The following is a 21,549-nucleotide window of genomic DNA, read 5'->3' as shown; positions in this document are numbered from 1 at the left end:
ACTATCCGTTTGTTATCAAAGATAAAATTTACTCCAAACGGACGTTATCCAGAATAAATTCGAATTCACCTAATGTCGAGCCAGCAACAAATGCAAATCCGGATAATTGTGTATGATCTAATCCTTTAAATTCAGATAAAGGCATCTTAACGGTTTGCCATTGGTCGAGAATTTCAAAGTTTTGACTGGGAGGTATACCAGAAGATTTAGCTGAAAACGCCATTACACGATAGCTACCAGATGTGCCTTTTACATCAAAAACAAGGCTCGACAACTCAGATATATCAACACCTTCAATCGGTGGTTCGAAGTCACCTACTGCGGCGCCAGACCAAGGGTAAGGAAAACCGGCATTTACAACGGCTACCACTTTTAAACCTGTACTACCCTCGTTGCCGATTGCGTGTTGAGTCTCCACTGTGGCGATTGAATTGCCTTTAGCGACTCGGTCATCTGTGTGACTCCAATTAAATCCATTGGTTGATAGCAAATTATCGGGCCCTTCGAAATCACCTAATAAGGTTGATTCGATATCCGAACCATCCACGCTTTCGGGTAACTGTTGACGGATCTGAAAGCCGTTTTTGAAGACGTATTCAATATTGAAAATATTGTCTATGTCGACTGTGGGGTCACCACTTATCACTACCATATCGGCGCGTTTTCCAACTTCAATTGAGCCTCTATCGAGTAATCCAAATTTATTCGCAGTTAAACTCGTTGCAGCGCTTAATGCTTCTTTAGGTGATAAGCCAGATTCTGCCAATAGAGTCACTTCATGGTAAGCACTCACTCCATATGCAGTTCCCGCATTTGGCGCATCTGATCCTGCTAGTATAGCAACACCTGCTTGATGAAAACGGAGTACGTTCTGTTTGGCCACAGCAAAGTCAAATCCTCCAGCAGCATAATTAAAACTTGCTTGTAACGTTTGTTTTTGTTGTCCAGAAAGCTTCGAAGAAATACGTTCATCCGCAAGCAGTTGACTATTGCGATTCTGTTGATTTACCGAAGCAATTACCGCTAGTGTTGGAATAATAAAAATGTCTTTTTCTACTGCTAGCGCAACAACTTCATCGGTGACCAATTGATCAGCAAAAATATGCACTAATCCGTCAATATCTGCTTCAATCAAGTCTTTCGCTGCTGCTAAGGTCGAAATATGAGCCAACACTTTAAGACCTTGCTTATGACCCTGTTTGATAACTTCCAACGCGGTTGCTTTATCTAAGCTTGGCATATATTGCTGATTTGGCATGTAAACCAATTTAATATAATCCGCTCCAGACTTTTTACGTTTGGCAATCCAATCTGTAATTTCATCGATGCTACCTATGGTATCTATTGCAAAGCCATATTGGGTACCATGTCCTCCATCAACAGTTGCAAGCGTGCCTGAACTGTATAAATCTGCCTGATCGCTGTAGGTGAGCGATTGACGTTTTTGTTGACTGTCCAATAAACTATTTTCAGCCGTGAACATATCTAAGTGAGTAGTAACACCTAAGCGTAAAGCGTCTTTTAAAGCTTCTCCAAAAGAATGTGTGTGGGCGTCTATAATACCGGGCATCAGAGTTAAGTTTTCACCTTGAATTATACGTGTATTGGGCTGTGCAGATAAATCGCCGATGTCCACGATGATGCCGTCTTTCACTAAGATACTGGTACGCTCAATTAAATGGCTTCCATCAAAAATGCGTAGATTTTTAAATAACACAGAATTTTGATTTTTGTCATCTGTGCCTTGTGCATGCTCGGCGTTTACCGAGCGTTCGCCGGCTGATTTGCTATCAGTTGGCAGAATAAATACTAATGTAATTAGTAACCCTAATACCACTGCGCTGACGACAGCAAAAATGTACTTAATCATAAATATTGTCCTTATTCTTTATTTTAATGGTTACGCTGTTTTGACCAAGCAAACGCAGTGGCTGCCAATAATACGAGGCTCATAATCGCGATAATTAAAATGTGGTAATTTAGGTCTCTTTCACCAGGTGCACCCAACACATATAGCGCAATTTCACTAAGGTGAAAAGTCGGTAAAAAGTGTGCAAAACTTTGCATGCTTTGTGGAAACAGCATGATCGGTATCCATAAGCCGCCAAGCGCGGCGAACGCCAGAAATATCACATTAGAAATTGCAATTGCGGCATTGGCGTTAAATATAAAGCCAATGATCAAGCCAATTAATATGAAAGGGAAGGTTGCTAAAATATGGGTTGTTAATAATAGTGCCCATGTTGGCTGTGGCAGCACGACTCCAGCAGCAAAACCGGCAACCAAATAAATGATCACCAGCGACAAGCTGGAAAAAAGTAGTGTGCTACATACTTTTGCGGCTATGTAACTAAAACCTAAACTTGGTGCTGCTAATTTGAGATCTAACCAGCCTTTGTCGCGTTCGTTAGCGACACTGATACCAAACCCAAAAATAGCAGGGCCCATAACTGCAAACACGCCATATGTCGCCAGCAGATAATCTGGATTGTTACTACTACCGGGTATCATAATGGCGAACAGTGAATAAAATGCCACCGGCATACCAAGTGTAGGAAAAATAAACTCTGGTGCCCGTAATGCTTTGAGAAGTTCGGCGCCTGTTTCCAAAACAAATGAGTGAAGTATTCTGCTCATCATTTAACTCCTTGGCTTAGACGACCAAATACGTCTTCTAATTTGGGTTGGTTGACGGTTAAATCCTTTAGATTAGGATCGAGACTTAACATTTCACTTAGAGACTGGTTTACGTCTGTACTGTGAATTTCACTAAATCTGCCGGAAATTGATACCGAGGAGACTCCGGTCAGTTTTTGTAGTACCTCATAAGAAGTGCTTGTTTCACAACGAATGACCGAGCCTTTACTTTGTTTTTGAATTTCACTGGGGGAAGCATCTGCTACAATTATTCCAGAATTCATAATCATGATTCGGTCGGCCAAATTCTCGGCCTCTTCCAAATAATGCGTCGTCAATACAATTGTTTTTCCTTGTTTGGCAAAATCGCGTATTACCGCCCACAGATTTCGTCTAGCTTCGATATCCAAACCAGTTGTGGGCTCATCTAAAAAGATAAGTTGGGGATTGCCAACAATCGCTAACGCGAACTGAGCACGACGTTTTTGTCCGCCTGATAATTTTTTGTAGCGTTTATCAGCAAAGTCTTCCAGTGCGCACATTTCGATGGTTTTTTCGACGCTAAAAGGTGTGGGGTAATAGCTTGCAAATAAGGTGATTTGCTCTTTAACCGTCAATAAATCAGGTAAATCAGAGTCTTGCAATATCACCCCAATTTGACGTTTTGCTTGAAGTGTACCTGGCGCGCTTCCGATAACTTGCAAGGTACCAGAAGTGATCTTTTCTAATCCTAATGCACATTTTATGAGCGAGGTTTTCCCTGCGCCATTTTGACCTAAAATAGCGTATACGCCGGAACCTTGAATATTCAAATTGATGCCTTTTATGGCTTCTACTGTTCCGTAAGATTTTTTAAGGTTACTTGCATATAATATTGATGGTGACTGCTGCATTTAAACATCCTGCTTAATAATCAGTCACTAAATGCTATCTGTTTTGATTAACTTAACAAGTGACTAAAGTCACATTATTCAGTTTGTCTTTACAAAAATATTGTCACTGGGCAGGTAAATTGTTTTGTAAAAAAGTAAGCATATTGCCACCCATTACTTTTGCAACCGTCTGTTTAGATACGTTTTTTTGCAGTAATATTTGCGTGATAATTGCGAGCTGACTGGTGTCAAATTCAGTTGCTACTGCACCATCAAAATCTGAGCCTAAAGCTATATGATTTTCGCCAACTAAATTAATGCCGTAAATAATCGCATCGGCAATATCACTGGGACGTGTGCTACAAATTGCGCCATCCCAATAACCAACCGCGATAAGCCCTTCAGCGGCAGCAATTTGCTGCATCAGGCTATCAGAAATATTACGTTTTGAATCACAATGCCCCTTCAACCCTGTATGACTAACTACTAACGGGGCTTTGCTCATCGCTAATACATCTCTAACCGTTTGCTCGGAAGAGTGAGAAATATCGACAATAATCCCGAGCGCTTGCATTTTTTCCACTGCTTTACTGCCAAAAGACGTTAAACCAGATTGACTGGTTCCGTGTAGTGAACCGCCCAGTTTATTGTCGAAAAAGTGTTGCAAACTCATCATTCTAAAGCCTTTGTCGTACAGCACCTGTATATTTTCTAGCTCACCATCTAACGCGTGAGAACCTTCAGTGCCCAGTAGTCCAGCCACTAGAGTTGGGTTGCTTTCACGTTTTTTCAAAAAAGAAGATAGAGTTGCTTGAGATGTAACCAGCATAAGCTCGTTAGGATGATCGTTAGCTTGCTGCAACAACTTTTCGGCTTGATGAATTGCCCGAGCTGTCAAACTTGTCCAAGTGGCAATAGGCCAACCTTGCGCTAATGATAATCGCGTAATGTTGTCGGCCGCATCTGTCGCATTTTTCTCATAATTTAATCCAGCCGGAGACTTGGTTACGGTGGTAAACATCTGTAATGCGACATTGCCTTGTTGCAAGCGCGGAATGTCTACGTGACCTACGTCGCTTTGATCTGAAATATCTCTATTCCACAATAAGGTGTCGGCATGCCAATCGCCGACGATTAGCGAATTATGAAATCGAATCGTTTCCTCATCGATTGTTACCGGCTCTGCATTTACAACTTGATTCATTTTCTTTTCTAACATGCCAGGGACAATAGTTCGAACGCCTACATAACCCAAAAAAATTGTCGCCATTACAACTACGGCAATGTTAGATTTTTTCATGGAAATTTTCCTAATTATTGATTCAACTAATAAATAGTCAGTCTAGCCTATTTTTGAAATGCTTTTTGTAAATAGGCATTAAATGCAGGTGTCGCTTCTTTGCGCGCTTCGGCTATGGCTTTTGCTTCCGGCATGTCATTTAATTTAGCAAGCAGCTCTTTTGCACCAGGCGCTTCGGCTAATAAGTCTATATCAAATAGCTTTGTGGCAACTTTTGCGGCGAGGTCAGCTGAATAGAGAAAGAAAATATCCGCCGCAGTGAGGTTTTCTCCCGCAATATATGGTGAAAAAGATGCCGCACGCGAAATTGCCTGCATACCATTTAATAACGCTCGTTTTACTTCTTTTTTGGTAATGTCTTCGCCACGAATGCCCCAAAAAGCTTCGGCATGACATCGCCTTGCAGGAAGTTCCACGTACAGTTCAATCATCTTAACCAGCTCTTTGACACGTGCTTTTTGATAGGCATCGGCAGGATATAAAGTTATGCCAGAATAATTTTCATCTAAATATTCTAATATAACGTTGGTTTCAATTAAAACGCCATCATCAGTTTGCAACGCGGGAACTTTACCGGTTGGTGAAATTGCCAGATATTCGGGGGTTTGATTTGGATAAGTGATGACATCTTCACAGTCAATTTGTTTCAGTGCAATTGCCATTTTAACCATGTTGAAATAATTGCTAACCGAAAAACCATATAATTTAAGCATAACTTTCTCCCAGCCTGAAAATAGAAATCCTAATTTGGCTGCTTGTTGGCTTCAACGCAACATATCAATATTTATTGATATTAATAAACGATTCAATAGTGATACATATGAGATGGCAACTTTTCATCATCGCAACCATTTGCCATACTAATGTTTTAAATAAGCACAAATCGTTTAACGAGTAACAATAATGTGTGGCAGATACGCAAATCACGTGGGGGCAATGCACGGTTGGGCAGATATACTCGCTGACTGGCCAGCTCAAGCTGAGCTTGGGTTTAACGTTGCGCCAACACAGATGGCACCTATCGTTACGCCTGACGGATGTGAAGTCTTTCGATGGGGATTGTTACCAAGCTGGGTGAAAACCGCTAATACAGAATTTTCGACGTTTAATGCACGACTCAAAACGCTCGCTGAAAAACCGTCCTTCCGACAGGCTTGGAAAAGTGGTCAACGCTGCATAGTACCGGCTCTTGGTTATTATGAATGGCGACAAGAGAACGGCCATAAGCAAGCCTATTTTGTCTGTCGTAAAGACGGCAATCCAATATTATTTGGTGGTTTGTATGAATCTCCGCGACAGGATGCCCCGGGTTCTTTCACTATTATTACGCGTCCATCAGAAGGTGAGTTGCAACCATTACATCATGCTATGCCTTTGATGTTTGACCGGCAATTAGCTAAACAATGGTTTGATGCTGATGTAAGCCAAAGCGAAGATATTGCTTGGTTGCCCTATGCTGATGATTACAAATATTATCCTGTATCCAGCAAGGTAAACAAAGTGACTAATCAAGGGCCTGAGCTTATTCAAGAAACTGAACCTGAGAGTCAAATTCAACAGGGTTTTGGATTTTAATAGTTGAAATTTTTTAGTCTGTACAGTGAGTTACAACTTATGCTAAAAGTAAAACAGAGATTTAATTTGCGTTTATTTTTAGAATTTTAAATTCGTCACAATAATGGAGAAAAAAGATGAATGAAGTTATCGAGCCAAGTCAAAACACGCAAGGCACAGCCAAAATCGTTTATATACTTTATTTGGTTGGGTTAGTGTTTGGTATCACTGGAATTATTGGCGTGATCATCGCCTATATCAATAAAAATGACGCACCCGATTGGTTGCAAACACATTATCGCTTTCAAATTAGAACGTTTTGGATAGGTGCGCTTTATATCGTTATTGGTTCGATATTGTCTTTGATCCTTATTGGTTGGCTAGTTATTTTATTTTGGATAATTTGGCTAATCATTCGCTGCGCTCAAGGTATTAAAGCGTTAGATGCAAATAGAGCGATTGAGAACCCAACCAGTTGGTTTTTCTAACCCTTAAATTTTTAAGGAAAGAGTAACGGTTGGCTATTGCGAATATCCACTCAATAGCCAATCGCTAAAAATTAGCCAAGGGTAAGAAACCGGCATATATTGTAAATCAGTAATTAATCGCATTTTCGGAGGCGAGATAAATGCAAGACTTTCCCCATATGTACAAAGTAACCGCAGAAGGTAATATTTCAGGAAATCTAAATTCAAAATGTGAAAATTTAGCGGATATCGAAATTGCACCGCCTATTCAATTTGGTGGGCCGGGGGATAAATGGTCTCCAGAAGACTTATTTATGGCGTCTATCGCCAATTGTTTTGTTTTGTCTTTTCGAGCTATTGCCAGAGCTTCTAAACTAGAGTGGCTTTCGATTGAATGCGAATCTCAAGGCGAGTTAGACAAATTAGATGGTAAGATTCAATTTACGTCAGTGAAGTCAAATATACGTTTGCATATACCTGCTTCTGAAAGTATTCAAAATGCGGAGAGGCTGTTATTTAAAGCAGATGAAAAATGTTTAATCCGCAATTCAATAGCCTGTAAAACTAGTATCGATTGTGAAATAGTCATAGGCGAATAAGTCACCTTGAAAGGGCTTTGTATCGACACTTTGGAAGACAGTTATTTGCCTACAAATTTTTTGGGGTTTTCCTATCGTTAGTTTTTAAATGTGTAAGGCCGATACACTTTTATTGACTAAATAATAGGTTGTCTTTTACCAATAATCTTTACAACATATGACACCTTCATTGTAAATCTACTATATAATCCTAAATTATCCGATTTTGTAATATTACTCATAACCTTAGTGTTATCAGTTTTTTAGTTTATTCCTTTCTACAGGTATTGTTTTTGTTGCAACTTACTGTGGCAAAAGGAAACATAATAATTCACTACATAGCCCCTTTATTCTCAAGCAGATTGGGGTGTTTCAAAGTAAAAGGAAATATATGAGAAGTCTTGTATTAGGTTTTTGTTTATTGACGTTGGTAGGGTGCGTAGCCACTGATAAAGTAGAGGAAAGCGCTTCAGTAACAGAAGCAAAACCTGAACTAACTGAATCCAAAGACAAGCAAATTGAAACAGTAACAGAATCAAAACCCGAACTAATTGAATCCAAAGACGAGCAAATTGTTGAAGTAACTGAATTAAAGCCTGAAATATCTGAAACTAAGGTCGAGCAAAGAATCATGATGTTAGGCAGATGGTATGGTGATACGCCCACTAAAGAAGGTGGTCGTAAACAATGGATTATTGACCGCGCAGAAAATGGTACTTATACCATTGACTTCTTGGTGACCAAAGCCAACAAAACCAAACAACAGTTTTCTGAAAAGGGCATTTGGGGTGTTGCAGGTAACATCTATTTTTCAATATACCAAGGTGCAACTCATCAAGGTGAGTTTCACCCATCTGACCCGAGCGATCCGTATAATTACGATGCTTACCACATAATCAATATAACGAGTGTGTCATTTGAATATCAAAATATAGATTCACAAAACAAGTACATGGTGAGCAAAGTACCCGCTTCTTTTGTGTTGGGAAAGAGTGAGTTATAGCGAAGCTTTCAACTCTTTGTCCGAAGTTTAAATAATGTATTTATTTCCGCCCAACAGCCAATGGCAGGTAGATTTTGAAATAGAAAAAAACGCTTTAGAATTGAACTTTTTAGGTGAAATCGAAATATTTCATGTAGGTTCAACCGCAGTCAAAGGATTATGGGCAAAGGACTGTATTGATCTATTGGGGGTGGTAAAAGAATTATCTAAAGTACAAATCTTGTCACTAAACTTCGGTAATTTGGGTTATATATATAAGGGAGAATATGGAATTCAAGGAAGGGCATATTTTACTAAACAGTATCGAAAGGCACATTTACATATTTTTCAGCAAGGTGATGAAAATATTGAAAAGCATCTAAAATTTGTTAACTTAATGCGAGATAATTCAGACCTGATTAGCGAATTTAACACTTTAAAACAGGAGTTACATACACGATATCCAAAGGACAAAGCGTCTTACCAAAATGCCAAAGCATTTTTTTATAATCGCATAAACAATCTGTAACTATCCATTATTCAATCTGACTAAGCTATTTTTTTCCATTGGTATTTCGCCATTTTTAACCAGCAGTTTCTAGTCTCAACGTGAGGCTAATCAAAAATTAAGGTGCACATGATAGATAACATACTAAATAACTTTCTAATTATATGGGCAACCGTTGATCCAATAGGCACAATGGCTCTTTTCGCAGGCTTAACGGCTAGCATGACAGCAAAACAGCGGCGAAAAACGGCGTTAAAAACTATCATCTATGCAGCGCTTATTTTAATTGGTGCAATCGTGGTGGGACAACTTTTACTTGGAGCGATGGGTATTAGTCTATTGTCATTTCAAGTTGCCGGGGGCGTGATCCTTTTTCTATTCGGATTGCAGATGATTTTTTCAAATTCTTCAACTAATGAGACTGGCGAACCTCGTCATGATATCTCGGTATTTCCGTTAGCCATTCCAGCCACAGCTTCGCCTGGGGCCATTCTTGCTGTCATTTTGATTACTGATAATCATGTATATTCTATCGAAGAACAAATGATAACCACGGCTACCATGTTGGTTGTTCTATTGATAACACTTATTTTGATGCTTTTTTCTGGCGGTATTATCAGGTTGATTGGTATCGGTGGTGCGTCACTTCTTACTCGCATAATGGGGATGATATTAGCTGCTTTGTCGGTGGAATTTATCATGGAGGCTTTAGGTGTCGGCAAATGGGTGAATGGAATGGCTTAACAGCGAAACTATTCTGGCGGTTCTTAATAAGCTCGACTAACATCATAAACTAAAATTTGGCGATAGTTTTTAGCAAAGGTCAGAGCGCCATCAATAGTCTAGTTGGGGAAAATTATGTATGCAATCAATCACAGAGTAGGCATTCAGGCTCCGTCAGAACAAGTTTATGAGGCGTTAACCACTAACGATGGTTTGATGAAGTGGTGGACTAATGATGTGTCAGGGGCTGGCGATGTTGGAGCTGTAATAAAATTTCGTTTTAATGGTTCAGGCCCAGACTTTAAAGTGGCGAAATTAGTGGCCAATAATACCGTTGTCTGGCAGCATTCTGGTAATGTTCCTGAAGCATGGAAGGGGACTGAAATTAGTTTCCAGCTTAGCTCTGATGGGCAACAAACATTTGTTAATTTTTCACATTCAAATTGGCAGCAAGCGACTGACTTTATGGCTCACTGCAATACTAAGTGGACCGTATTCATGCTCAGCCTCAAAGAGGCTCTTGAAAGTGGCCAAGGTAAACCATTTCCCAACGACATATCTATCGACCACTCTTAAATCACATCTATAAAAATAAATGGAGTGTTGCACATGAAGTTGTTAGTTTTTTTAGGTACAGCACGGGATAGCACGCCACCTAAACCCGCTCGCTTGGGTGAGAGAGTTGCAAAAGCTTGCATACACTTTTTACAAGATCGCTTTGATGAACATGAAATTGAGCTAGTGGATGTGCTGGATTATCCATTGGAAGCGGTTTTTAAGCCGCATTTTGCTTATGCAAAAAGTAAAGCTCCACCCATTTTAAGCCAATTGGCAGATAAAATTCAGTCTAGTGATGGCTACATAATGATAAGCCCTGAATACAATCACTCTATGAGTCCTGCTTTGGCCAACCTGCTGAATCATTTTGGCAGCACGCTATTTTCTTATAAACCTAGCGCCATAGTGACCTACTCTGCAGGCCAATGGGGCGGCATGCGCGCTGCGATAGGAATGCGTACGTTTCTTTCTGAGCTGGGATGTATTCCCGTTTCGGCAATGATTCACGTTCCTAAAGCACAACAGGCTTTTTCAGACCAAGGCGTTGCGTTAACCGAAGAGAATGCTTGGCTCGATTATTTTTCCCGCTCGTTTAATCAACTAATTTGGTGGGCACAAGCGGCGAAAGAGCATAAAGCCGTCGTTGACCCACATTCTATATTGAAAGGGTTCAATAACCACCCAGCCCAACGTAATGCCCCGCAATAAATTCAAAATGTACGAGTTACTTATATAATATTTAATGACACTTTTTGGTAAGCGAGATTTAACATGGCATTTGGAGTAAAGAAAACAGAGCATAATGGTGCAAAGAAAGGTCGAGGAGCTTATTGGGGGAAAAAACGATTTGCTAAATTTGAAAGCAATCGAAGACGTCGATTAGACGGCAAATCTATGCTAGTTAGCGACAAAGGTGATTGTATGCAAAGCTCGACAATTGATAAGTACAGTTATCACGAAGCCTTGGACCGAACTTGGATACTGTTGAATAACCTTGAATCGTCTCTAGGAGAACATCCGGTGATTAAAGGCAATCCACAAACCACAGAGCTGTATGAAAAAGCGGTAGAGAATCTGGCGCAACTTTATCAAAAACTGGGTGAGATTAGTGTAGAAAGTTAAGCTGTCTAAGCTTTTTTATCTTCTGCAAATAGTGTTGGTGAAAGCATCGCTTAAACTACAATCTTTAATGAATATCGATTATGGTCAATATAAACGCACACTTTTAAGGGGTTCTAAATAGGATGAATGGTAGTTATCAGCTAATTATCGCTGCTGCACTGAGCTTCACCGCTGGTATGTTGCATATTGCCACAATTATCGGTGGTGCAACTTGGTATCGTGTTTTAGGTGCAGGAGAAGGCATGGCAAAGTTGGCAGAGTCAGGCAGTGTACAACCTACTTTGATAACATCTGCCATAGCCGCTATGTTATTTGTTTGGGGGCTATATGCTCTCTCTGGCGCAGGTGTAATCGTTAAACTTCCATTGTTAAAGCTAGCTTTGATATTGATTACCGTCATATATCTAGTAAGGGGAATTGCTGGCTTAATATTACCTTTTGTATCAAGTCATCCAGCGATAACACAAAATTCAGTGACTTTTTGGATAATCAGCTCGGTCATTTGTAGCGCTTTTGGGATAGCTCATTTGTTAGGCGTTATAAATAGATGGGAGCAGTTATGACTTTCATTATGGGCCACTAAATGACTATCCAAGCGCGTAAGTGCAGCCCGAGTTACCATGAATGGTCAGGCAAACTCGGTACTTTAGTGCAAGCAACGCTATATTTTACATTTTAGTTGATTTCTCAAAACGGAAATCCAGTGTTCGTCTTCAGCAAAATCGTTTGCTAATCCATCCGGATTTTCTTTGGTCAGTTTGCGAACGCCATGCTCAACCATATATTCTGGCACATAGTTTGGTTTTCCCAATGATTGAAGGAATGTACAAGCTGCTTGCATACTTTCTGGGGTATCAATAAACGTCGTTAGTTTTTGTTGAAATTTGTCTTGCTCCAACGCAGTAAGAGACCAAATAGAATGCTTTTGAATAATATTAATCGCTTGGTGTGAAGTGGTATCTACCACTCGTTGAGCGTCATACATCCCATATGCACTGGCTAGAAAATAGTTGTAGATAGCCTGTTGTGCCTTTCCATCTAAAATACACTGCATAATCGAAGGATATAAATCGACAGGGCTTAGGTTTTGATTCAGTGAATTTTTATCAATACAGACAGCCGTCTGATTTGGGGCTAAATAACTAGGAATCGTTTCTACTTCAGGCTCTTTTTCACTAGGAGTACATGAAAGAATGGGTTCTTCTCTTAGTAGCTTGACTTCCCAATCGTCCACCAGATTATTATCATGTTGGGCAGTAACCACATAGCGCATACATTCTTTGGCATCTACAGGAAACATGCGTGGTTCATACACTTTACTTCTGAGGTTTTTAGTTGTGACAACATTGATATAGTGGAATCCGGGTTTGACGTTTTTGACTTGTGTGCCCACTTCCATCTTTCCGTCAATTGACACGATAGTGATGTCATAGTTGTCTAAATCTGAGGCTTTACTTCGCGTTCCGTCGATAATGGCGTAAGGTCTGGCGACACATCCACTAAGTACAATAACTGAGACTAATATACACCACATATTAATACGTAAATACTTCACTTTTCATCCTTAAACTTATTGATGTCCATACATTTTTTCCGGAACTTAACTTGGGTTTCTATTGAGTAAAATGTTAACTTATTGTTGATTTTTTCTCGATTAAATTAAACTATATCATCATATGCTAGCATTAAGTCAATTCACTTTTAGGCTATGCTCGCAAGATCAAGCGGATGAATTTGGAATGGCGGAAATGTCTAAAGTTGAACTTGCTAGTGGTGTTGTACATACCGTTCCTGATGATTTAGCACACTCTCTAATGTGCGATGATATGGCTCTAGGTTATTGGAAAGAAATCACGCCACTTGCGAGAAACGAATGGATTTGTTGGATTATTGATGCTAAAAAAGCAGATACTCGACAGCGGCGAATTGAAAGAATGTGTAATGATCTTAAACAAGGAAAAAGACGTCCTTGTTGTTGGCCAGGCTGCTCTCACCGAGAAAAAAACGGCAATTAGAATTGCTATACACTCAAGCAGGTTCGTTGATACTTTCAAATATTTTCTTAAAAATAAATACGTAAGTTTTATGGGGTGTTCGTAGTGAATATCAATGCTACATTGTTTGCAGAGCTAATTTTGGTTTTTGCTGCCTCGGTCGGCATTATTTGCTTTTTTCTGGCAAAACAAAAAGGGCAAAACCCATTTTTGTCAGCAGTAATAGGGTTTACAGGAACATTCCTGCCAATAATTGCCTTTATTTATCTGATTGTCTTGCTGAATAAACCCAATCTATCCCCACAACAATATAGCAATTAAACAACTGTCATTATTAATTGTTAAACCGCGGAGGATGGCTTATTTGGGGGCGAAAAATGCAATTCGTTCGGTTTGAAACGTAAGTGCTAACTCATCACCATAGACGATATTGGGAATATACGGAGCTAGAATTTCGATAAGATTTTGCTGTTGGAAATGTTGTGTTTTGGTTTCTGGGTGAGGGTAGTAAACCCACCCAGAATATTGATTTCCTTGGTATTCAACTTGGCATTTAACAAACGAAAATGTTTCTTGATTAAATCCTTCAATCCAAGTGACATTTTCAAAACAAAAGTCAGGGTTGAGAATTTTGAAGGATTCACAGGGTAACCATACATTTAATGTACCCTCAAATAGGTTGCTTAAATCTAAACCTAACTTTTTGAAAAACGGCTTTTGCAAATATATCGTACCGGCGGGATAAGGGGATTGAACTCCCTTTCCTGACGCAACCTGATGGCCTTGTATCAAAACACCTTTTAGCTGAATTTGATTTGTCGCCATATTTATCAACATTTCAACATGGTTTTATTAGGATTGATGCCAACAATTAAACCAGACACATTAAACACCACTTCGACACTATCACCACTTTTAAAATGACCATTTATTAAATTCATTTGTTGAAGTGTGGCAACCAGCTCTTTGGATATTTTTACCAATTCCTGGTTGCAGGTTCTAAGCTCCCAACCATTTTCAAATTGAGTCAAAATAGCCGATTTTTGATGATGGCTGGCTAATAATGCTTGTTGTTGCAAGTAGTCTTGGTAGTGTTGCTGATAACGCTGACTCAATTGCGTGTAATCTTGCGATTGATGATCATCAATATTGTGAAGCTCTACTGAAGTGTAGACTAGCCTATTGGGGGATTGCCGAAACTCGTAGGATTGCAAAGCGACTAAACTTAATAGCAATAGTGTACCAGCGGCAAACGCAATACGCTGGAAACTGCGGAACCATCCGTGCGGGGCAGGTTCAGATTCAGCGCGCTGCAATATTTGACGTTTCATGCTCGCAGTGGATTTCGTCTTAGATTTACGTTGTTGATAAAGATCGGAAATGCGAGTTTCAAAATGTGCATTGTGTTTTGACGACCCGTGTTCTTGTTCATTGGGCTTAGTCATGATATTTCTCTAATTGTTCGCGAAGCGAATTCTTCGCGTATCTAATTCTACTTTTCACCGTCTCAACGCCACTACGGGTGATATTGGCGATTTCTTGTAAGCCAAATCCTTCTTGTTGCAGGCAAAATGCTTCGCGTTGTTCAAACGGCAATGTCATTAAACTTGTATTAAACACATCTTCAATTGTATCTGTGTATGCAAAGGGTATTTTTTGTTTATTTTGAATATCATCGGTCATAGATTGCCAACGATTAGTGCGTCTAAATTCATCAAGCAATTTGTTACGAGCGATTGTAAAAAGCCACGCACTGAAACGGCCTGACTCGCGATATAATTGAGGTTTTTCAAATACGGTTAACCATGTTTTTTGGCTTATATCTTTAGCTAGATGTATATCTGATTGAGTCACCAAAAAATGATATAGGTCATCTGCACAGTTATCGTAAAGTAACTCAAATAGCTTTTTATCACCTGTTTGAGCAAATTTCACAACCAGCCATTCATTTGAATGACCGTTTGTGAATAAAGATCTAATCGCTAATGTTAAACTCACTAAACGTCCTTTTTAACAGTGAAATAGTTTAGGTATCTAATTTGAAGTCTAACACAACTTCTAAACCTGTTTTTTCCACTGGTTTTCCATCCACAATTTGAGGTTTGTATTTCCATTTTTTAAGTGCCTTACGTGCCTCTCGATCAAAAGTCCGTTTGGGTTGCGCATCGATGACTTCAATATCTTTTACCGCACCGCTTACATCAATACTAAATTTTAGCTTTACCCAACCTTGAATGCCATCACGGGCTGCATGCACGGGATACTTAGGCGAAATTCGGATCATAGGCGTGGTTTCCGCATCCTCAATGGCTAAAAATTGATTCTCTTTAACAATTTCCTGGGTGGGCACTTTCACTGTGAAATTTGAGATAACATCAGAATCATTGGGTTCAAATTCAATTTTAGGTTGGATTGTTTTTGGCATTGCGGGTGGCGGCACAATCGGTTTTATTTTTGTTTGTTCAATTGTTTTACTATCTTGGCTGTTAAACACCGGATCAATAAACACTCCAGTTTCAGGCGGCGCGATATAATCGCTATCCTGAGCAATCAGCTTTTGCATCATGACAAATAAAGCAAAGGTCATTAAAGCCGCTAAAATGATGGAGGTTCCAATTTTATGAAAGTCGTTTTGAGCTGGCTGTATCATAACATTTTGCATAGTCCTTACCTCTTTTTATGGTTTTGTTAATGACTAAACGCAGCTAAACGGAGAACAGGGTTAAAATAATTGTTTAATTGCTAGATTATTGACAGTGCTCTATTCTCAATGGGTCCTAAAAGGAACTTTGCTAAGATTAAATTAAGGTGACTTCCGTTGCAGATTTGTTTGGGTAGGTTATGTAAACGCATTTTTTACGTTAGCTTTTTACAGATCCGTCTAATCGCTGTGTGCATTGCTCAAATCCCTCCTCCGGGCATCGCCCCAAAACCGACACCTATCATTATTCCAAATGTGAAAGGAGCAATCGTTTTAGATGGCGCACTAAATGAAAGCCAATGGCAATCAGCAAAAGTTTTTAGTCTAAATTATATTACCCGGCCTCATGAAAACACAGCTCCTCCGGTCACGACCGAAGTGCGTGTATTTGAGGATGATAGAACTTTATACATCGGCTTTATTGCCCATGACCCTAATCCTCAGAATATTCGCGCTTACTATCGTGATCGGGACAAAATTTGGAGTGATGATTTAGTCGGGTTGAAGCTTGATACCTTTAATGATAGCCGTTTGGCGTATCAGTTTTTTTCTAATCCACTGGGAGTGCAAGCTGATTCAATCCAAAATGAAATGACCGGCAGAGAAAGTGACAGTTGGAATGGAGTCTGGGATGCGGTTGGACAAATAACAGAAACGGGATATCAAGTTGAGATGGCCATTCCTCTACGAATATTAAACTTCAGGGAAGGAACAGAAAATAAAATTTGGGGAGCGGAGTTTGTGCGTTTCTATCCCCGCGATGAAAGATTAAGAATTTCAAACATTCCTACCAATCGTAATAACGCATGCTCGCTTTGCCAATTGGGTGACGTGAGTGGTTTTAAAGCAGCCAGCCAAGGACGAAATTTTGCTGTTATACCCACGGTTGTAGCAAGTAAAAGTCGAGAACGAGAACTGACTGAATCGAATCAATGGAATGATTTTAATAATCAAGAAATAGGCTTAGATTTAACTTGGGGAGTCACCCCAGAGGTTTCTTTACAGGCTACCCTGAATCCAGATTTTTCACAGGTAGAGTCAGATATCGCGCAGCTAAGTATCAACAATACAAATGCATTGTTTTTTGGCGAAAGACGCCCGTTCTTTTTAGAAAATATCGATTACTTTAGTAGTAATTTTAATTTGGTACATACTCGCAACATCAATGCACCGGACTATGGACTGAAAGTGACCGGAAGAGTGGATAAACATTCTTTAGGATTATTTATGGCAGATGATCAAACGACGACTTTTCTGGTTCCTGGAAATTTGGGGTCTGATGTGGCTGAACTGTCTGAAAAATCCAACAATTTAGCCTTGCGCTATCGTTTCGATTACTCACCAACAATATCATTTGGCGTGGTCTCAACTGCGCGTGAGTCGGATAGTTATCATAATTATGTTGTTGCACTAGACACCAAATATCAAATAACCGAACAAGATACGTTTAGAGTGCAACTAGTTAGTTCAGAAACCCAATATCCTTTTGGACTGTCCGATAAGTTTAGTGATGAAGCGCAAATAAGGTTAAGTAACAAAAACGCGTTTAGAGGTAATGCATTTAAACTTAACTATCGCCACAACCAACGAGACTGGAGTGTCAGAGCGGATCATATTCGTAACAGTCGAGACTTTAGAGCAGATTTAGGATTTGAAAGAGCAATTGATGTCACTAAAACCGTTGTTGGTGGAGAATATCGCTGGTTTAACGAAAATAGCTGGTGGAATCGGATTGCTGTTTTTGGAGATTGGGATACAACCCACAGCCAAGCAGGTGAGTTGCTAGAAAAAGAGGCGGAAATTCATGCCAGTATTCGTGCTCGATACCAAACCTATATGGAGTTTACCCTGCAAACGCGCGAAAGGGTTGGCTTGAGACAAGATAGCAGCCGTTTACAAATTGAAAATAACACCACCCTGTTTCAAGAGGATTCCGCAAGTCTATATTTTGATATGCGGCCTTCTTCTGCACTTTATTTTAGTTTTTATGGTCAGTATGGTGATCAAATTGATTTTACTAATAACCGACTTGGTAAGCAGCTAAATTTACGCCCTAGAATGAACCTTAGCATAGGCAAGCATTTGCAATTTAATGTGCGACACACCTACCGAACACTAGACGTGCAGGGAAGCAAACTATTTACCGCAAACTTAACCGATGCGCGCCTGACTTATCAATTTAATCAACGACAATTTATTCGTTTAATTTTTTTGTACTCTGATATCGAGAGAAACCTAGATAATTATACGGTTAATACCAATGACATTTTAAGTGTAGAACGTGGGCTAAGTACGCAACTTTTATATTCGTATAAGTTGAATCCATTGACCAAGTTATTTATAGGTTATTCAGACAATTCAATACAAAATGACAACGTTCAAGCGCGCACCGTTTCAGAACAATCGATATTCTTGAAATTTAGTTATGCTTGGCTGAATTAATATTTTTTGTAATTAATATTTGCAGGTTTTTAGTACAATTTAATAATGCGAAAATTAACAATAGATGATAACTTATTGTTTTTTAGTGGATGAAAATACTTTTTGCCTAGGGCTAGAAGAATCGGCACGTTCGGCAACATTATCCACAAGGGGTAAAAGGAACTTATGGTTTTGCCATAAAGTGAGTTTTAGCGAAGCATGAAGCTGCAAAATTTTGCTAAATTAGGAAGTGGATTTTGGAATCAAGTTACCGAAAAATTGATAACCCTTTTGTCGGGTTGTATGCGTTTGAAACAGAACATGCTGCGAACTTTCAAGGAAGAGAAGATGTTATTGAAAATGCACTTTCTAAGCTTCAAAATAAAGCCAACGCTGCACAACCTTTTTTACTCTTATTGGGAAAAAGCGGTGCTGGTAAGTCTAGTTTATTGCAAGCAGGCATTTTACCTAAATTAAATCAGCTTTCCTTTCCCGATCAAAACACATCTTTTCGTTTTAGTGTTATTTCATCTTGCAATCTGTGTATTGATCCTTTTACTTCGCTTATTTTAGCCATCTCGGAAATATCAGGCGGTAAAATCATATCTAATCAGGAAGTTAATTCCGTCGTAAAGATGTGCAAACAACAGCCCGACAAATTTCTATTGATGATAAAGCAAAGAATGGAATTTTGGCCGCAAGAACAAAAATTAGCGATTGGTATTGCTGAGCTTGAAAGTTTGTTTCTCACTGAAAGCTTAGGGTATACCGAACGAAGATATTTCACTGATATTCTTGCTGGAATTGTCGTGCAATGTGGAATCTTTGTTATCGCAACTCTGCGAAGCGATTTTTACCAAAGTCTTTCAGACTACCCGGCATTGCTTAGATTGAAGCAAAATGGCGGTCAAATGGATGTGTTACCTCCTTCTTTAAGTCAACTTAAGAAAATGGTAAATCCGAAAATCACTAATCAGCTCGATTTTGAGCAAGCAAATGGTGACACGCCCAGCCTCGATGAATATATCGCTCAGCGTGCGTTTGAGTTTCCAGAGAGCTTGCCATTGATGCAGTTTGTGATGTGGCACTTATACCAAAATCGATCACAAACTGGCCGTATAAACTTTTCTACTTATCGTAATTTAGGGGGACTTGAGCGCGCGATAGCAAAAATCACCGAGCAAACTTATGATTCTTTAGACCGCTCTACCAAAAAGCATTTTAATCGAATAGTTAATCGCCTTGCTGTTTTAACAGATCAAGGGAATTACGAACGTTTGTGGGTCAAGTCTAGCGATTTGTTCAAGAGCAATCGCGCAAAAGAACTGATCGATGCTTTTGAAAACATTGGCATCATGCAAACAAAAACTGGCGTCGACGGTAATCAATACATTAGTTTAAGTCATGATTGTTTATTTGCTAACTGGCCAAGACTAAGTGAAACCTTAGAAAATCATCAAAAACTACTTGCCGTTAAAAACAAACTTGAAGCGCAGGCTGCAGAGTGGAAAAGTGCAACTAGACCTTCAGCTTATTTGTTGTCCCCCGGTAAACCGTTAGACGAAGGCAAAATGGTGCTCAAGCACGGCGGCACGATTAGCAATACATTAAAATCCATGATTAATGCATCGAATAAACGGGACAGTTTAAAGTATCGGGTAATTTTTGGCTGTGTTGTTGTGTTAATGATGCTATTTGGTTTCATGATAAAGAACGCTTATGACGCAAAAGTAGGCCAGAAAGTGGCTGAGGCCAAATTAGCGGAGAGCCATGATTTAATAGAGTTTTTAATTGAAGAAGGTGCCCAATTAGAAAGTATTGGACGCTTAGACTTGGTACAGGAAAGCTCAGAGCGTTCATTGGAATATTTAAGCTCGGTCGGACCTAAAGATGACTCAACAGCCTCAAAGTTAAGCCGCAGCCAAACATTTTTTAAAATCGGTAAAGTGTATTTAGAAAATAGAGAATTCAAAGGCGCATTAGATGCGTTCAATAAAACTCTTGAGCTAGATAATGAATTGGTCGAGATTCATCCCAATGGATTTACCTATGTTTTAGAATTGGCGCATGCCAACTACTGGATAGCGATGACTCATCTGCGTGCAGGCGATGAACAAAAAGCCGAACAATACTTTTTGTTTTATCAGGCCAACGCATTTGATTTAGTCGAATTGCAGCCTGATAGTCCTGTTGCCAAAGTCGAGCTATCCCGTGCGTACGCTAATTTGGCAAAAATAGCAGCACAAAGAGGGCAACTCGAAAGTGCAATGCAAAATTACTTTGAGGCTGTGAAGTTTGCGGAAAAAGGTAAATCAGTTGCGGAGATTACTGACTTGGTGGAAGCGGCAGATGCTTATACCTGGTTAGCAAATAAATATTTTTCGGAACTAAAAATCGCTGAGTCATTAGAAATGCATAAAGGTGAACAACGATTGCGCGTGCTCATCAATAAAAAAGAAAACAAAGAAGCCAATCAGATGGCCGCAGCCTATGCTCTGTGGAAGTTAGCTAACGCCCACCTGTTAGTCGGTCAATATAAACAAGCGGAATCAGCCCTACAGGACCTTAAGGTTGCCAGTAGTTCAGGGTTGAGTGCCCAAAATGAAGATCTTCAATGGCAATATTTAAGTGCGTTTAGTGATGCTGGTTTGGCACAAATTGCGATGCTATTGGGTAATCAAGAACAAGCTAAAGAATTGTTTGAGGCTAGCTATCAGCAAGTTGGCGAAGTGAGAAGTGAATTAATGGCGCACTGGGAAGATGCGTTTTATGAGCGTCAATATTGGTTGGCAAGACTTTACAATCAGCAAGGCGATCAAAATGCATTTCAATCCGCTAGTCAGATTATTATTAATGCATCACAAGGCGAAGCGACTAAATGGAAAGTTCGTTTAGCTAACCTTAACCGTAACCAAATAAATTTTGAATTTGTAGAAAGTGATAAGCTTTTAAAACCAAAAGTACTTATTGCCGCGCTGGAATATTACAGTTTTCAAGATCAAATTGAAAAACTACAAGGATTATGGGAGCAAGTTCCCCAAGAAATGTGGTTAAATAAGGATCTTGAACGATTACGTGATTCGGTTCGCAAACAAATTCGGGAATTCACGTCACAACCCTAATTAATTTTAA

23 protein-coding genes are annotated in these 21,549 nt (G+C 39.5%); 13 read left to right on the top strand and 10 right to left on the bottom strand.

What is annotated here, in order from left to right:
* Positions 1-28: 28 nt before the first annotated feature.
* From GLIP_RS05060 to GLIP_RS05040, 5 genes are all read right to left on the bottom strand, one after another.
* On the bottom strand, positions 29-1,870 hold the full coding sequence (locus tag GLIP_RS05060) for an amidohydrolase family protein (protein ID WP_008843510.1): 1,842 nt from the start codon (positions 1,868-1,870) through the stop codon (positions 29-31).
* A 23-nt stretch (positions 1,871-1,893) separates the two neighbouring features.
* A complete protein-coding gene (locus GLIP_RS05055) occupies positions 1,894-2,637 on the bottom strand; it encodes an ABC transporter permease (RefSeq protein WP_161602037.1) in 744 nt (247 codons plus the stop codon).
* Positions 2,637-3,530 carry an ABC transporter ATP-binding protein gene (locus tag GLIP_RS05050; protein ID WP_008843508.1) on the bottom strand — a complete coding sequence of 298 codons (894 nt, stop codon included), beginning with the start codon at positions 3,528-3,530 and terminating at the stop codon, positions 2,637-2,639. The genes GLIP_RS05055 and GLIP_RS05050 overlap by 1 nt, the downstream gene beginning before the upstream one ends.
* 103 nt (positions 3,531-3,633) lie before the next feature.
* Positions 3,634-4,809 carry a dipeptidase gene (locus GLIP_RS05045; RefSeq protein WP_008843507.1) on the bottom strand — a complete coding sequence of 392 codons (1,176 nt, stop codon included), beginning with the start codon at positions 4,807-4,809 and terminating at the stop codon, positions 3,634-3,636.
* A gap of 47 nt (positions 4,810-4,856) precedes the next feature.
* Positions 4,857-5,522 (bottom strand): glutathione S-transferase family protein, encoded by a 666-nt coding sequence (locus GLIP_RS05040; RefSeq protein ID WP_008843506.1) that lies wholly within the window; start codon positions 5,520-5,522, stop codon positions 4,857-4,859.
* A gap of 190 nt (positions 5,523-5,712) precedes the next feature.
* Here GLIP_RS05040 and GLIP_RS05035 point away from each other — a divergent pair, with 190 nt between their 5' ends.
* From GLIP_RS05035 to GLIP_RS04990, 10 genes are all read left to right on the top strand, one after another.
* A complete protein-coding gene (locus GLIP_RS05035; protein ID WP_008843505.1) occupies positions 5,713-6,384 on the top strand; it encodes an SOS response-associated peptidase in 672 nt (223 codons plus the stop codon).
* A 116-nt stretch (positions 6,385-6,500) separates the two neighbouring features.
* A complete protein-coding gene (locus GLIP_RS05030; RefSeq protein WP_008843504.1) occupies positions 6,501-6,851 on the top strand; it encodes a DUF4870 family protein in 351 nt (116 codons plus the stop codon).
* Between the two features lie 140 nt (positions 6,852-6,991).
* The gene (locus tag GLIP_RS05025) at positions 6,992-7,429 is read left to right on the top strand and encodes an OsmC family protein (RefSeq protein ID WP_008843503.1); all 438 of its coding nucleotides are present in this window, start codon (positions 6,992-6,994) and stop codon (positions 7,427-7,429) included.
* A 370-nt stretch (positions 7,430-7,799) separates the two neighbouring features.
* Positions 7,800-8,411: a hypothetical protein gene (locus GLIP_RS05020; RefSeq protein ID WP_008843502.1), complete on the top strand. Its 612-nt coding sequence runs from the start codon at positions 7,800-7,802 to the stop codon at positions 8,409-8,411.
* A gap of 34 nt (positions 8,412-8,445) precedes the next feature.
* Positions 8,446-8,919 (top strand): GrpB family protein, encoded by a 474-nt coding sequence (locus tag GLIP_RS05015; protein WP_008843501.1) that lies wholly within the window; start codon positions 8,446-8,448, stop codon positions 8,917-8,919.
* Positions 8,920-9,027: 108 nt separating this feature from the next.
* Positions 9,028-9,642: a MarC family protein gene (locus GLIP_RS05010; RefSeq protein ID WP_008843500.1), complete on the top strand. Its 615-nt coding sequence runs from the start codon at positions 9,028-9,030 to the stop codon at positions 9,640-9,642.
* A 114-nt stretch (positions 9,643-9,756) separates the two neighbouring features.
* Entirely contained in the window at positions 9,757-10,197 is a 441-nt protein-coding gene (locus GLIP_RS05005) for an SRPBCC family protein (protein ID WP_008843499.1), read from the top strand.
* Positions 10,198-10,230: 33 nt separating this feature from the next.
* The gene (locus GLIP_RS05000) at positions 10,231-10,887 is read left to right on the top strand and encodes an NADPH-dependent FMN reductase (protein ID WP_008843498.1); all 657 of its coding nucleotides are present in this window, start codon (positions 10,231-10,233) and stop codon (positions 10,885-10,887) included.
* 63 nt (positions 10,888-10,950) lie between these two features.
* Positions 10,951-11,301, top strand: coding sequence for a hypothetical protein (locus tag GLIP_RS04995; RefSeq protein ID WP_008843497.1), 351 nt, complete (start codon positions 10,951-10,953; stop codon positions 11,299-11,301).
* 122 nt (positions 11,302-11,423) lie between these two features.
* Positions 11,424-11,864 carry a hypothetical protein gene (locus GLIP_RS04990; RefSeq protein WP_008843496.1) on the top strand — a complete coding sequence of 147 codons (441 nt, stop codon included), beginning with the start codon at positions 11,424-11,426 and terminating at the stop codon, positions 11,862-11,864.
* 98 nt (positions 11,865-11,962) lie between these two features.
* Here GLIP_RS04990 and GLIP_RS04985 read toward each other — a convergent pair whose 3' ends face one another.
* Complete coding sequence (locus tag GLIP_RS04985) at positions 11,963-12,856, bottom strand: hypothetical protein (RefSeq protein ID WP_008843495.1); 894 nt, start codon at positions 12,854-12,856, stop codon at positions 11,963-11,965.
* Between the two features lie 193 nt (positions 12,857-13,049).
* Here GLIP_RS04985 and GLIP_RS04980 point away from each other — a divergent pair, with 193 nt between their 5' ends.
* On the top strand, positions 13,050-13,316 hold the full coding sequence (locus tag GLIP_RS04980) for a YdeI/OmpD-associated family protein (protein WP_040521971.1): 267 nt from the start codon (positions 13,050-13,052) through the stop codon (positions 13,314-13,316).
* Between the two features lie 339 nt (positions 13,317-13,655).
* On the opposite strand, the gene GLIP_RS04970 is transcribed toward GLIP_RS04980, so the two are convergent.
* The 4 genes from GLIP_RS04970 to GLIP_RS04955 are packed head-to-tail and all read right to left on the bottom strand — an operon-like array spanning position 13,656 to position 15,957.
* The gene (locus GLIP_RS04970; RefSeq protein WP_008843492.1) at positions 13,656-14,120 is read right to left on the bottom strand and encodes a hypothetical protein; all 465 of its coding nucleotides are present in this window, start codon (positions 14,118-14,120) and stop codon (positions 13,656-13,658) included.
* 5 nt (positions 14,121-14,125) lie between these two features.
* Positions 14,126-14,740, bottom strand: a complete 615-nt coding sequence (locus GLIP_RS04965) for a hypothetical protein (protein ID WP_008843491.1) — start codon at positions 14,738-14,740, stop codon at positions 14,126-14,128.
* Positions 14,733-15,293 (bottom strand): sigma-70 family RNA polymerase sigma factor, encoded by a 561-nt coding sequence (locus GLIP_RS04960; protein WP_008843490.1) that lies wholly within the window; start codon positions 15,291-15,293, stop codon positions 14,733-14,735. Before GLIP_RS04960 ends, GLIP_RS04965 begins: the two co-directional genes overlap by 8 nt.
* A gap of 28 nt (positions 15,294-15,321) precedes the next feature.
* Positions 15,322-15,957: an energy transducer TonB gene (locus tag GLIP_RS04955; RefSeq protein WP_052154930.1), complete on the bottom strand. Its 636-nt coding sequence runs from the start codon at positions 15,955-15,957 to the stop codon at positions 15,322-15,324.
* Between the two features lie 156 nt (positions 15,958-16,113).
* On the opposite strand from GLIP_RS04955, the gene GLIP_RS04950 reads away from it, so the two are divergent.
* Both GLIP_RS04950 and GLIP_RS04945 read left to right on the top strand, forming a co-directional pair.
* The gene (locus GLIP_RS04950; protein WP_008843488.1) at positions 16,114-18,438 is read left to right on the top strand and encodes a carbohydrate binding family 9 domain-containing protein; all 2,325 of its coding nucleotides are present in this window, start codon (positions 16,114-16,116) and stop codon (positions 18,436-18,438) included.
* Positions 18,439-18,674: 236 nt separating this feature from the next.
* On the top strand, positions 18,675-21,539 hold the full coding sequence (locus GLIP_RS04945) for a tetratricopeptide repeat protein (RefSeq protein WP_008843487.1): 2,865 nt from the start codon (positions 18,675-18,677) through the stop codon (positions 21,537-21,539).
* The last annotated feature ends 10 nt before the right edge of the window (positions 21,540-21,549 follow it).

Origin of the sequence: Aliiglaciecola lipolytica E3 (genome assembly GCF_000314975.1) — a bacterium.
In the GTDB taxonomy this organism is placed as follows: Bacteria; Pseudomonadota; Gammaproteobacteria; order Enterobacterales; family Alteromonadaceae; genus Aliiglaciecola; species Aliiglaciecola lipolytica.
The sequence above is the reverse complement of the archived record's forward strand: the minus strand, read 5'-3'. Positions and strand labels throughout refer to the sequence as shown.